This window comes from Bacteroides sp. AF39-16AC, assembly GCF_003602735.1.
In the GTDB taxonomy this organism is placed as follows: domain Bacteria; phylum Bacteroidota; class Bacteroidia; order Bacteroidales; family Bacteroidaceae; genus Bacteroides; species Bacteroides uniformis.
In genome coordinates this window covers 1-13,057 of record NZ_QTLN01000043.1, presented here as the reverse complement: position 1 = coordinate 13,057, position 13,057 = coordinate 1, and the positions used below count along the sequence as shown (strand labels likewise).

At 51.8% G+C, this 13,057-nt stretch carries 7 protein-coding genes and 2 pseudogenes; all 9 read right to left on the bottom strand.

What is annotated here, in order from left to right:
• Positions 1–294: 294 nt before the first annotated feature.
• Positions 295–4,902 (bottom strand): annotated as a pseudogene (locus tag DW039_RS19905) (helicase-related protein); the annotation flags it as partial.
• 40 nt (positions 4,903–4,942) lie between these two features.
• Complete coding sequence (gene erm, locus DW039_RS19900; protein WP_036880322.1) at positions 4,943–5,743, bottom strand: 23S ribosomal RNA methyltransferase Erm; 801 nt, start codon at positions 5,741–5,743, stop codon at positions 4,943–4,945.
• Between the two features lie 195 nt (positions 5,744–5,938).
• A complete protein-coding gene (locus DW039_RS19895) occupies positions 5,939–6,214 on the bottom strand; it encodes a hypothetical protein (RefSeq protein ID WP_036880323.1) in 276 nt (91 codons plus the stop codon).
• 353 nt (positions 6,215–6,567) lie between these two features.
• Positions 6,568–7,755: pseudogene (locus DW039_RS19890) on the bottom strand (N-6 DNA methylase); the annotation flags it as partial.
• Positions 7,745–8,197 carry a DUF1896 domain-containing protein gene (locus DW039_RS19885; RefSeq protein ID WP_004371702.1) on the bottom strand — a complete coding sequence of 151 codons (453 nt, stop codon included), beginning with the start codon at positions 8,195–8,197 and terminating at the stop codon, positions 7,745–7,747. The gene DW039_RS19885 and the pseudogene DW039_RS19890, both read right to left, overlap by 11 nt.
• Before the next feature lie 164 nt (positions 8,198–8,361).
• Entirely contained in the window at positions 8,362–10,452 is a 2,091-nt protein-coding gene (locus DW039_RS19880) for a type IA DNA topoisomerase (RefSeq protein ID WP_004371701.1), read from the bottom strand.
• Positions 10,453–10,512: 60 nt separating this feature from the next.
• On the bottom strand, positions 10,513–12,072 hold the full coding sequence (locus DW039_RS19875) for a DUF3945 domain-containing protein (RefSeq protein ID WP_004371700.1): 1,560 nt from the start codon (positions 12,070–12,072) through the stop codon (positions 10,513–10,515).
• Between the two features lie 20 nt (positions 12,073–12,092).
• Entirely contained in the window at positions 12,093–12,443 is a 351-nt protein-coding gene (locus DW039_RS19870; protein ID WP_004291454.1) for a helix-turn-helix domain-containing protein, read from the bottom strand.
• Positions 12,444–12,446: 3 nt separating this feature from the next.
• Positions 12,447–12,803, bottom strand: coding sequence for a helix-turn-helix domain-containing protein (locus DW039_RS19865; RefSeq protein WP_025072716.1), 357 nt, complete (start codon positions 12,801–12,803; stop codon positions 12,447–12,449).
• Positions 12,804–13,057 lie beyond the last annotated feature (254 nt).

Here is a 13,057-nt window from a genome sequence, read left to right as displayed (position 1 = left end):
CTATTTAGCTCCTTATTATGAGTATGTAGCAAGTTGCTTATCAAATTCAGCCTCTTTGAGGGTCAAATATGGTTTTGCAAATGGTGACTGACAAGACATAAACAAGGTCAGCAGGATTTTTTACATAAATGAACATGAATGTATATAACCTAAAATAAGAATAAATTTTAATAAGGGCTGCCCAAAAAGAAAAAAATGCAGTTGCCATCCTACAGATACTTGCAGAAAGGATAAAATTTACTTTTAGACCTTTTGGGATAGCCCTTATTAATACTTCAGATAAAATTCCTAAGGTTATATTTTCAATCCTTTGGACCGGGTTTCCTCCTTGGCATACAGTCCTGGACGCCCGATTATGACATGGTTGGCAACGATACTATCCGCCGGACTGCGTATCTGCGGCGGTGCATTTTCGGGATATTGCACCTGCCTGTTCCGCACATCTTCCGCTTCCGGTTTGACCTGTTGCCCCTCGTTCTCCTTTTCGGCGACTTCGGGCGTGGGCGGCGCAAGCTCCAGCTGTATCTTGCGGTCAAGGGCGGCAAGTTCGGACTTCAACTGCTTCAACTCGTCCTCCTTCTTCCACACCTTGCCAGCTATCTCCTGCAACTGCGGTATCTCCCTTTTCAGTACCTCGTTCTTCGCCTTATACTGGTCGATGATTGAGGGTATCCTCTCAATCGCGTTGAGGAAATTGCGGGCGGCAGCCAACGGGTCAGCCAGCGCCAGATGCCCGTTGTTGTAGGTGTACTTGTAGTTTCCCTCTATCACGAAACGGTTGTCGGTAAACTCCAATCCCTCTTTGAGTATCCTTTCGCTCACCACCTTTATCGGAAAACCGTAAAGCTCTCCGACCTGCGTGTAAAGCCCGCCCGTAGTGGCGTTTTTCGCTATCTCCTGCAAACGCTTTCCGATAACCTTCTCATCGGCGGAATCCACACCGTCCACCTTAATTATATTAAGGCGGTTGCCCTCCTTGTCGGTCTGCACCACCGACAGGAAGCGGTTCCAGTCCTCCGTCATGGCATCTATGAAAGCCGTGTTGTTGCGCAACTCGCCGGTCTTTGACTCCAGCTTGAACTCCGAATCACGCTTGCCCTTGTTGAACGACTTGCGTTCCCCTTCGAGCGATGCGATCCGCTTCTCCAGTTTCGCCTTATCCAAAAGGTCGGTGTTGCCGGATAACAACGCCATGTACTCCGAGAAGTTCATGCCCGATTTCTCGTCCATTGCCCCCTCGTCGATGGTACGCGCCCCCATAGCACCGCTTTTGAGCTGCGAGATGAAAGTTTGCTTGCAGTGCAGGAGGTTGAACTTGTAGCTGTCCAGTGACTTCTCCACCGCGTAGATGATTACATCCACGTTGTTCCCGGCGAAATGCTTGGCAATCTCATTTCCTGCCCTAACTCCGCGTCCGTCACGCTGTTGCAGGTCGGATGGCCGCCACGGTGTGTCCAAATGATGGATTGCCACACACCTTTTCTGCGCATTCACACCCGTTCCGAGCATGGAGGTGGAGCCGAACAGCACACGCACCGTTCCGGCATTCATGGCGTCTATCACCGCCTTCCGCGCCTTGTCGGTCTTGCACTCCTGAATGAAGCGCACCTCGCTTGGCGGTATGCCGTAGTCCTCCGTCAGCTTGCGCTTGATTTCCGAATAGACGTTCCACCCATCGCCCGGCTGATATGTCCCCAAGTCCGAGAAAACGAACTGCGTTCCCTTTTGCGCGTCGTATTTTTGGTAATATTCCGCGATCATCTTGGCACAGTGGCTCGCCTTGTTGTCGGGATGGTCTTCATAATTCGGGTCTATCATGCGCATGTCGAGTGCCATTTTCCGGGCATAGTCCGTGGCGATAAGCATCTTCGCCTTTTCTTCCGTTTCCGAAAGCGGCAGCCTGCCCAACAGGGTGGCATCGCCCGTCTTGGCGAACTGCATCAGCTTCTGAATGAAGTCCTCCTGCTCCGGCGTGGGCGGTATGTGGTGCAGTATCTCGTTCTTGGCGGGGCGGTCAACGCCCACATCCTCCGCCGTTCGGTAGTCCGTAATCTCATTATAGAAGGCGGCAAGCTCCGGCACTTTGATGAAGTATCGGAAACGCTCCTTCTGCACCACGTTGTTCGTCACGTTGAACTCAAAATCCGTCGTCTTCTTGGCGAATATCGCCGCCCAAGCGTCGAAACACCGGATATCCTGCCGTTCCAGCTCCTTCGGGCGCAGGTACTTGAACAGCAGATACAATTCAGTCAGCGAGTTGCTGATGGTCGTGCCGGAGAGGAACGTAGCTCCCAAATCTTTGCCCGTGCGCTCCTGTATGGTGCGTATGGCAAAGAGCATGTTCAACGCCTTCTGGCTTCCCTCGCTGTTTCCCAGCCCCGCCACACGGTCGTGTCGTGTATTGAAAGTCAGATTTTTGAACTGGTGGCTCTCATCTATGAAGATGTGGTCGATGCCCATCTGCTTGAAATCCACCACGTCGTCCGTGCGTGACTTTATGGCGTGTTCCACCTTCTCCAGCTTCGCTTCAAGGTTGTGCTTGCGCTTCTCCAATCCTTTCAGCATCGCCCGCGACACGTTCTTTCCCTGCTGGCGCAGCACTTCGAGGTTTTCCTCCACCGTGTCAAGCTCCGCTTGCAGGATGCGCTGCTGCAACTCCGGCGACTGCGGTATCTTGCCGAACTGGTCGTGCGACATGATGACACAATCGTAGTCGTTGTTCTTGATATTGTTGAAGAAACGCACGCGGTTGGCGGTCGAAAAGTCCTTTTCCGAAGCGTACAGAATACGTGCGTTGGGATATGCCGCCTGATAGGTGGCGGCAATCTCCGCGACATTGGCTTTCAGCCCGATAATCATCGGCTTGTGCGCCAGATTCAGACGCTTCATTTCATGTGCGGCGATACACATAATCAGCGTCTTGCCGGTTCCCACCTCATGGTCACAAATTCCGCCGCCGTTCTGTTTCAGCATCCAGACACAATCCATCTGCGAGGGATAGACGCTCCTGATGCCCCGGCTTGCCAAGCCTTTCAGATTGAGGTCGGGGAAAGTCTGGTGCGAGCCGTCATACTTCGGGCGCACGAAACAGTTGAACTTGCGGTTATACATCGTCGTCAGCCGCTCCTTGAACTGTGGCGACTGCTCTTCGAGCCATTCGGAGAATCCGTTTCGTATCTCGTCAATCTTGGCGTTGGCGAGCTGTATTCCCTCGCTGTCGCGCACCTTGATGTCGTTGCCATGCTCGTCCTTGCCGATGGACTTCATCATGTCGGGGCAGGTGTTGTGCAGGGCGTGTTTCAGAAGGTGCATACCGTCATAGTTCCGGTAATACCCCTTCACCAGAAACTCGTCCGTGATTTTCATGGTGCGGTAGCCGCACGCCACCGAAAACTCGTCCATGCTGGCGGAGTAGGCGATTTTCACCTCTGTGTCAAACAGCCGGCTCATGTAGGCGGCATAGACACCCGTCGGAATCCAGCGTTCCCCGAAATTGAAGTCCAGATCCTCGAAGGCGATGCGCGGCGGTTCGGCTTCTTTCAGAGCCTCCAACGCCTGCTTCACCTCCGGCATACGTTCACTTTCGGGGTTTTCGCCCATCCAAGCCTCTATGCGTTCCGCCTTCTCTATCACGTTTCCGGCAATAAAGCGGTCCTTAATCTCGTAACCGGTTACGAGCGGATTGTAATAGATACGTTCTTGCAGGGCTGTGAGCAACTCCTCCGCCGTGCTGTCGGTTATCTCCCGCATATAGTCGAGATTGACCGTGCCATATTTGTTGAGCGACGCGGACAAGGCTTCTTCGGGAGAGCCTACGTTGGCATGGCTCTCCACGGAGAAGGAAACAGGACGATCGAAGATGTCCGCCTTGACAAACTTCCCGTTCTCCGCCCGTTCCAGCGAAAGGATGTCACGCCCTCCCGCGTCCATCATCACCAGCTTCACGTTCTGCTTGGCGTTGAGGTTGCCGTAACGCATGACGAACTCATCGTAACAGGTGTTCAGATGCTCACGCCACTGGACATTTGCTTCGTGTAGGTTCGATTCATAGCGGTACAGCCGCTCGTAGGCGTCACGGAGTAAAACATACTGTAACGCCTTCTCCTTCTGGTAGCCTTTCAGGTCGAGCGGCTGGAATGTGGCCCCGTAAGGCGTGATGTCCTTCAGATAGCCGATGTTGCGGCGCGCCCTGTCAGCCACCAGCGAGCCTTCGCGCAGGTGCATCTCCGGCGTGCGGTGGTAGGCACGCGGAGAAAGGTCCACGACTTCCTCCTTCGGCTTTTCCGCTTCGATGTCGGGGAAAAGTGAAGTCGCCACCGCTTCCACTTGAGCATCGGTAGCAGCAGGCGTGGCGGCAACTTTCGGCTGTGTTTCCTCCTGTCGTGGTTGCTCTCGGGAAGTTTCCGGCACAGCTTTCACTTCCGTCTTTTCCGCCGCCACTTGTTTCTCGTTATGCTGTCTTGCCAGCTCCCGAAGTTCCTTCCTGCGTTCCGGCGTCAAACCCATCATCATTTCATAGAAGCCGTTGATGGGAGGATTGGTATCCCAGTCCAACGTGGCATAGATGTCGTCAGGGTCGGCAGGCTTGGCGGCATTGTCCGTTTTCGCCTCCTTGTTTTCCGTAACATTCTGTGTGGTCTGCGGCTTGGACGGAATGCGCCTTGTCGGGCTTTCCTTTTTCGCCGCCTTTTTCTTTTTGGCGGTTTTCGGTTGTTGACTGACTTCTTCCGTCATCCCCCAGAGGTCGAGCAAGGATAGCTGCACACCGTCAGAATATTTCGGACGTGGCTCTATCTCCGGTTTTTCCTCAACGGGTTGCGGTTTTTCTGTCGGAGTTTCCACCGTCTGCGCCGAAGATACCGTTTCCAATTTTATAGCAGGACGCTCTACCTCCTTTTGAACGTTATGCACAAGCATGCAACCGCCCCGGGTCAACAAACAATTATGTGGGATGATACTTTTCTGGAACTTTATCCAACATTTCCATAAAACAACATTTCCACTGATTTGCAGACAGACTTACAATTTGACAATTAAGATTTATTCCGTACTTTTCACTAATTCCTCTGACTTGATTTTTTCTGAATAGTGTCTTCAAGACTGTTCTGACTGGCAAATCGGGTTTATGTAACAAGCAAGTGATAAATTTCAGATATTTTCCTTTCAATTCATAACCTATATGCATTTTTCTTCTTTCAATCCTTAAAAGTGCTGACTTGACTTTTGGTGGTGGCAAAAAACTTTCTTGAGATATTTCATACATAAGTTTTAAATCAAAAAAAGTATGATAAAATACAATATATGGGTTGAATACTTTTTCTGAAAATAACTTTTCGGCAGGTTCAAGTTGCATTATCAACGAACCACCCATAAAATGCTCAACACAATCAAACATCAAGGATTTTAAAATATCAGAAGTTATTCTGAAAGGTATGTTAGACACAACTTTAAAATTTCTTTTTGGTATAGTGTAACCCCTAAAATCACAATCAATAATCTTGACATTGTAATTGTTGGCAAACTTATTTTTTAAAATGCACAATAGAGATTTATCATTTTCTATTGCAATCAGGTTTTTACATTGACGAACTAAATGAACAGTTATAAAGCCTTTTCCTGCCCCAATGTCGAGAACAGTATCGGTTTCATTTATTTTAGCAATTTTAATTGCATCAGCAATCAGCACTTTATCAATAGTAAAATGTTGCCCCGTGAATCTAACGGGCAGTTTATTTTTTATCATTACTTATTTCTTGAAAATGAATACTTGGGTTCAAATCACAAGGAAGTGATAAGACAGTATTCAATCCACAGAAATAAAGTTTTGATACAAATCTTTATAACATAGATAAATAACCTATGACTGTATTGCTATAAAAGATAACAACACACCATTCGATAATATTAATGGATGGACTGTCTATCACTTAGTTAGCCGTCAGTTTACAAAAACGGCTGGGTTTAACTTGTAAACCGTATTAGTTACATTTACTGTTCTTTCTATACTCGAAAAAGAATAGATGATATTCCTTTCGACAAGAGAATTGAACTCTATTAAAGAAATCTCTTTGAATACGTCAAATTTGTCTTCGATAGAAAAAATTTGAGTGTGGTCGCTGTAATATTGTACGTGAACCAAAACACAACCCTCTTTCAAAAATTTGATAGTTTGTTGCTGATTTTTTCCGAGACCTTTTAAATTTGGTACTTTCATAAATTTGATATTTTGAAGTTGAAGTTGAAGTTTAATTTTGAATTAAGAAAAACCGAACGGCTAACACAAGTGTATGTGGGATTATCCACCCTGCAAAAATCAACGCTAAAACCCCACATACACCAGTCGATAGTAGCCCAAGGTCTGAAGTAGAATGCAAATGAAACAGAATACATAAGTATTAATTATTAAATTTGTGCAAAGATAATAAAAAAAATGCCTGTGCATAACATGCGGTCATAAAACATTTGGGGTGAAGTGGTTATTCGAGCATACTGCCACGCATCAACTTTCGGTGTCGGTTGATAGGAACACAGCCCGCTCTCCCAAACGTTTCATACCGCAAAACCGGTAACTTTTTCTTCCGTTCCCGACTGCCGGATTGTTCCCGAATACAGACGCATGGCGAGCCTGTAATGGAAATCCTCGTCAAGCATACGGCGCAAGTCCCCGGATATGCCTGCGGTCTTGCCCTCGTGCAGATAGACCATAGCGGGTTTCCCGTAGGGGTCGGTGTCAAGTTTCGCCGTCGTATGCACGATGCGTTCCGGGTGGTGGATGAAATAGGCGTTGTCCGTCAGGTCGGTTTTCGTATCCGTCTGTATCACGGTCATCAGCCGTTCGTCCTGCGACATTTCCTTCTTGTTCAGGTGCTTTTGCAGGACAATCAGGTCGCTGCCCACCTCCGTGCCCGCGTTGTCCGTGAACAGGTTGTTGGGCAGGCGTACCGCGGATACCAGATTAGCCTGCCGGAAAAGTTCGTTACGCACGGAGGTCTTGGTGCTGTTCAATACCCCCTGCGAGGTGATAAACGCCACGATACCGCCGTCACGCACGGTATCAAGCCCTTTGAGGAAAAAATAGTTGTGTATGGCGTTCTGGGCGGAGCGTCTGCCGAAGGAATCGCTACGCTGAAACTCCGCGTCGAACACGGCGATGTCACCGAACGGGATGTTAGATACCGCCAAGTCGAAATAATTGTTGAAAGGCTTTTCAATTTTCTCAAAACCGCAGGTGCGCATTTTATGGTCTGGATATAGATGCCGCAGGATTGTCCCCGTGAGCAGATCCTTCTCGAAAGCCATCACATCCGCATCGGGGCTGTGCCGCAGCACGGAATCCACGAACACGCCTACACCTGCCGACGGTTCGAGCATACGGGCGGGGCGGACGCTGTAATCCGCCAGCATGTCCGCGAGGGTGTCAGTTATCTCTTTTGGGGTGTAGAAAGCGGTCAGCACGGATGCTTTCAGCGAATCCACAAACCGCTTGTATTCCGTTTCGTCCTTGCTGTTCTCACGGATGAGCCTGTGCAACTCCACCGTCGGGGCGAACAGTTCGAGGTCGGATTTCGCCCACCGGACGGCATCCGTCAGTTCCTTTGCAGGGTTGAGGATACATTTCAGACCGCCGAAACCGCAGTACCTTTGAAGTATGGCACGCTCTTCGGTTGTCGCCGCTCTCTGTTCCCTGTCAAGGATGAATGCCGTCCGTATCGCCTCGATGTTGTCCCGTAGTTTCTGTTTGCGGTTAAACGCCATATTCCCCGATGTAAAGGACGGTTGCCCCCGTCAGCTCCGTATAGAGCAGGTCGTAATCGGAAGACAGGGCGAAGTTGTCGTCCGAAAGGTCATAGACGGAGAACACGTTGCCGACAAGCGGCAGGAGTTTATGGATAAAGGCTTCTTGTTTCTCTTCCGGCACTTCGTTGGCAAACTCGTTCTCCACGACTTCGTGGAGCATGGCGTACCGGGAATAGTGCAACCCGCGCAGCAGTGTTTCCATCGCCAGTTCCTGCGCACCGTCGGTGGGATAGCCTTCAATCCGCGCCTTTTCATACGTTTCGGCGGCACGATCGGCGCGTTCCCGTATGAAAGCGGTGTCGGTAGCCTGTTCAAACTTGTTCGTGCGGAGGTAGTCCATCAGGTACAGACCGTAATAGGAAAAGTCGGACTGCCCTTCGTTGTTCTTCTTGTTGTTCATTACTTTGGAGTTTAGTGGATTGATATTTAACGGGATAATCGGTTGGAAAAAAGGAAGAAAAAGGCACTCGGTATCCCTCCGAGTGCCGCCACTAAATCCAAAGTATGAGTGTAATCCGGTATCGAAGAACAATTCATTACTCTGAACAAGTGGCAAAGTTAATACTATTTCTTCCGTCCTGAAAATTTCTTGCCCTTTTTAGCCTCCGGGAACACGAACGTCGTGTTATATTCCCCGTCAAAGGCGACGACGGCATCGAAGCTCTTGCCCTGTTTGCTCTTGAAGCCTTTGAGCAGCTGGGTATGCCCTTCGGTGAGCAGGTCTTTGATTTCATCGTCGGACAGGGTGCGTCCCGCTTTCAGCCGGAACACGGGCAGTCCGCACTCCGTGTTGTCGCAGCGTACCACCTTGCCGTAGAACCGCATCCTGCCCGTGCCGCACTTGGGACACGCGCAACCGGAATCGCGGCTGCCGAAGAGTTTGTCGCATGAGAGCAGTTCGGAGGTAATCTCCCGCGTGTACGCCTCTATCTTTTTGCGGAAGGTATCGGCGGACAGCTCCCCACGCTCGATGCGTGCCAGTTCCTTCTCCCATTCGCCTGTCATGGCGACATCGGCGATGCGCATCGTCTTCACCACGGAATTGAGTGCAAGCCCCTTTTCGGTGGGGACAAGCAATTTCTTGCAGCGTTCCATGTAACCGCGCTTGAAGAGCGTTTCGATGATGGAGGCGCGTGTGGCGGGAGTACCGATGCCGCAGTCCTTCATCGCCTGCCGCAGTGCGTCATCCTCGATTTCCTTGCCCGCCGTTTCCATTGCGGACAGCAGGGTGGCTTCGGTATGTAGCGGCTTGGGCTTGGTCTTCCCTTCTGTGATGGAAGAGGCTTTCAGTGTCAGCGTGTCGCCTTCCTGCCAGCCGGGAATGGTGGTTTCCTCCTTGTTTTCCTCGCCATAGACAGCACGCCATCCGGCTTGCCTGATGACGCTGCCTTTCACGGTAAACTCCACTCCGGCACATTCCGCCATGACAGCGGTCACGTCCTTGACGCATTTTTCAGAGAATGCCTCGACCATGCGCCCGGCAATCATCTGATAGATGGTATTGTCCTCTTTGGAGAGGAAGAGCGGTTTCTCACCCGTGACGAGTAGGGCATGGTGGTCTGTCACCTTGCCGCCGTCTACGCTGCGGCGTGTCGGGATGGCTTTTGCCCGCACCTTGTCTTTCCATTCGTGCTGTGTGCCGATGAAAGCGAGCAGTTTGGGAATTTCGGCAAACACGTCTTCGGGGATGTAGCGGCTACCCGTTCTCGGATAGGTTATCAGCTTCTTCTCGTAGAGCTTCTGCGCGATTTCAAGCGTCTGCTCCGCCGTGAAGCCGTGCTTGGCGTTGGCTTCTTTCTGAAGCGTGGTCAGGTCGTACAGCAACGGGGTATCCTCCGTTTTCTCCTTGCGCTCGGCTTTCGTTACCGTTGCGAAGCCTGCCGCCTTTACCTTATTATATAGCTCCGTTGCCGGTTCTTTCGACTTCCATTTTTCAGAGGATGAGAATTTCACGACCTTGCCGTCGCAACCGTCCGTTGCGATATGGAGTTGCCAGAAGGCTTCGGGCGTGAAGCGGCGGTTCTCCCAGTAGCGTTCACATACCATAGCCAACGTTGGTGTCTGCACCCGCCCCACGGAGTATGTGCCGTGTCCGGCGGCGATGGAGAGAGCCTGCGTGCCGTTGATGCCCACGAGCCAGTCGGATTCGCTTCGCGCTTTGGCGGCGAGGTATAGGTTGTCATACTTGCCGCCGTCTTCGAGGTTGCGCAATCCCTCGCGGATAGCCTTGTCGGTGAGCGAGCTTATCCACAGGCGCACGAAAGGAGTGGTACTGCCCGTGTAGTGGTAGAGGTAGCGGAAGATAAGTTCACCCTCGCGTCCGGCATCGGTTGCCACGATGATTTGGTCGCTGGTGCCGAACAGCCTTTTGATTGTTTTTATCTGCGACACCACGCCGCTATCGGGCTTGTAGCCTTTCTCCGTCCTGACCTGACGGGGGACGAGCGTGAAGGTGTCGGGGATAATCGGGAGGTTGTCACGGACGAAACCGCGCACGCCGTAGCCATCGGGCATGGCGAGCTGGACAAGGTGTCCGAATGCCCATGTCACGGCATAGCCGCCTCCCTCGAAATATCCTTCCTCTCTCTTTGTCGCGCCCACGATGCGGGCGATTTCACGTGCCACGGAGGGCTTTTCTGCAATGATTGTCTTCATGTCTTCTTCTTTTTTGTTGATACTTTGGATTTTATTTTGGATTCAGTGGCGGACATCGGTCTATACTTTCATGCCCTTGCCCGTTTTCTTCTGCGGCTTGTCCTGCTGCTGTTGCTGGCGGGCGTCCTTCGGAGTGGTCTGACCTTTCTGCAAAGGCTCTTTCAGGTTCTTTGTCGCCTCGTTGGTCTTGCCCTCGTTGTTCACCGCCACCTGCGTGCGGCTCTCGTTGGACGGGGCGACCTGCTGCCCGATGTCGGGATTTGTTTCGTAGCGGTACGGGCGACCCTTCTCCGGGTTGAACTTGATATACATCGTGGCATGGAAGCCCTGCTTGTCGGTCACGTTCTCCAGTTTCACGGCTTTGCCCGCCACATAGTCGGCTTTCTGCTGTTCGGTGAAGTTCACGTCGCTCCATTTGCTGATGGGGCGGATGCTGCCGTCCTCGTTCGTCCACGTGTTGCGGCGTTGCTCCTTCTTGGTCTGTGTGGCATTTTCCCCGCCTTGCGCCTGACTTTTCGACGTGTCGCCTTTGGTTTCCTGCGTCTGTACGGTACGGGGCGACCTTCCGGTTCCCGGCACGAACTCCACGCCGCGCTGCTCCACGTTCACTTGCAGAGTGGTGACGAACTTCCTGCCGTCGTTGCGCTCGATGAGCTTGTCGCGCACGGGCAGTCCGGCGCGGAGCATATCCTGCTCCTGCTTGGTGATTTCCGTCTTGCCGATGCGCTCCGGGATGCGTACCTTGCTCGCCGGAATGTCCGTGATCTCATTCGTCTTGCGGTCGATGCTGATGTAGGAGGGGATAATCTCGCCCGTTTCCTTCTCCACGATGTCCACGACCCTGCCGAGGTTGCCCGTCTCGCGCAGGTTCTTCCGGTCGTCGTCGGAGAATTTGTGTTCCTTGTATTCATCCAGTTTCTGCTCCTTGCGGATGAAGTGCGGCACGAGGCTGATGTTTCCCTCGCCGTCCTTCTTGAAGGAAAGGCGGGCGTCCAGCTCGAATGCTTCGCCGCCGAAGGTGGGCTTGACCTTCACCAAGTCGGACTTGCCGTAGTGGAGCATCTTCGTAAGGTCGCCGGACTTTTCAAGGTCGTCACGCTTCACGCCCCATCTGTCCTCCAGCTCCTGCCAGTTGATTTTGCTCTCGTCGATGGGCTGGTAGCCCCGTTTGCCCTGCGTCTGTTCGGGATCTTCCTGTTGTTCTTTTTGTTGCTCCATGTTTTCCTGTTTTTGAGGTTCTTGTTTTTCGGTTGCCAGTTCTTCCTGCACCTTTTTCTCGTAGTCGGAGGTGTCCACCTTGTGAGGGGCAAGCAGCTCCTTGTTCGCTTCGGGGTCTTTCAGCAGTTGCTTCATCACCTCCAAGAGATTTTCGGCTTGGTCTGCCGCGATGCGGTAAAAACCGAAGCGGCTGGGTTCCTTGCACTGCCGGAAGAAGTTCTTGAAGAAGTTGTCCAGCACGTCGCCGTGTCGGTCGAATTGCAGGAAACTCTGCGCGTTTTCCGCTTTCGCGGGGGTGCGCTTGGGTGTGCCGTCCGCGTTCAGCCCGGCAACCACGCTGATCTCGCCCGTCTTCTCGTCACGGACCACCAGCACGTCCTTTTCGTCTTTTTTCTTTGCCATCTGAAAAATGTTTTAATGGGTTATTTATGAAAGAAATTATGGATACGAGCCTTGTAGAAGGCTATATCTTCCTTTTTGAAGTCCTTGATATGGTTGGAAAGGAATGTCAGCACGTCCTCCTCGCTGTAATAGGTTTTCTTGCCCAGTGTCTTGTAGGGCAATGCGCCGACACTGCGGTAGCGTTGCAGGGTGCGCTTGCTTATCTGAAGCAGCATGCACAAGTCCTGATTGTCGAAAAGGCGGATGCTTTCCGTGATAGTAGGCTGTTTCCCCTCAGCCTTCATCGCCAGCAGCAGTTCGTCCTGACGGTCGAGCCGTTCCATCAACTTCTGCATCCAGCCTTCGAAGTTGTTTCGTGTGAGCAGTTCCATGACCTATGTCCTCCTTCCTTTGGGGTTGCCGCCCGTGCGCAACGTGTGGTTGCGTTTCAGTTCCTGCGGTGTCGCCGCGTCCTCGTTGACGGTACTCTCATCAAGCAGGCGGTCGATTTCCGACTGCCGGTAGCGGCATTTGCCGCGAAGCACGACATAGCCGATGCGTTGCTCGCTGCGCATACGCTGGAGGGTGCGGGTACTCACGTTAAGCAGGTGCGCCGCCTCGCGTGTGGTGAGCAACCTGTCGGGCGATGCCGCTCTCTTGTCACCGGAGACGGCACGGACGTGTGCCGCAATCTCCGCTATCTGTTCCGTCAATGACCGGAAGACGGAACTTTCCATTGTTATCACTTTCATATTCAGTCCTTTCTTTTTGTATCTGCGGCAAAATTCGGCAATAAACAAAAGGGGCTTTAACAACTCACTACGTGACTCACGTAAGATTTTTACGGAAGATGGCTCCGTAACCCGGTCAAACGGCGCAACAGGCAGCCTTTCAGTGGAAAACGGCACGTGTCCGGGAGTGTATCGTTACCTTTGCGGGCAAACCGATAATTGCATGAATATGGAAATAGTATCTATCGAGAAAAAGACTTTCGAGATGATGGTGG

Coding starts and splice junctions, on each gene's coding strand:
- DW039_RS19870 (WP_004291454.1), bottom strand. CDS start 12,443: ATGGAACTGCTCACACGAAACAACTTCGAAGGCTGGATGCAGAAGTTG.
- DW039_RS19865 (WP_025072716.1), bottom strand. CDS start 12,803: ATGAAAGTGATAACAATGGAAAGTTCCGTCTTCCGGTCATTGACGGAA.
- erm (WP_036880322.1), bottom strand. CDS start 5,743: ATGATAAAAAATAAACTGCCCGTTAGATTCACGGGGCAACATTTTACT.
- DW039_RS19875 (WP_004371700.1), bottom strand. CDS start 12,072: ATGGCAAAGAAAAAAGACGAAAAGGACGTGCTGGTGGTCCGTGACGAG.
- DW039_RS19880 (WP_004371701.1), bottom strand. CDS start 10,452: ATGAAGACAATCATTGCAGAAAAGCCCTCCGTGGCACGTGAAATCGCC.
- DW039_RS19895 (WP_036880323.1), bottom strand. CDS start 6,214: ATGAAAGTACCAAATTTAAAAGGTCTCGGAAAAAATCAGCAACAAACT.
- DW039_RS19885 (WP_004371702.1), bottom strand. CDS start 8,197: ATGAACAACAAGAAGAACAACGAAGGGCAGTCCGACTTTTCCTATTAC.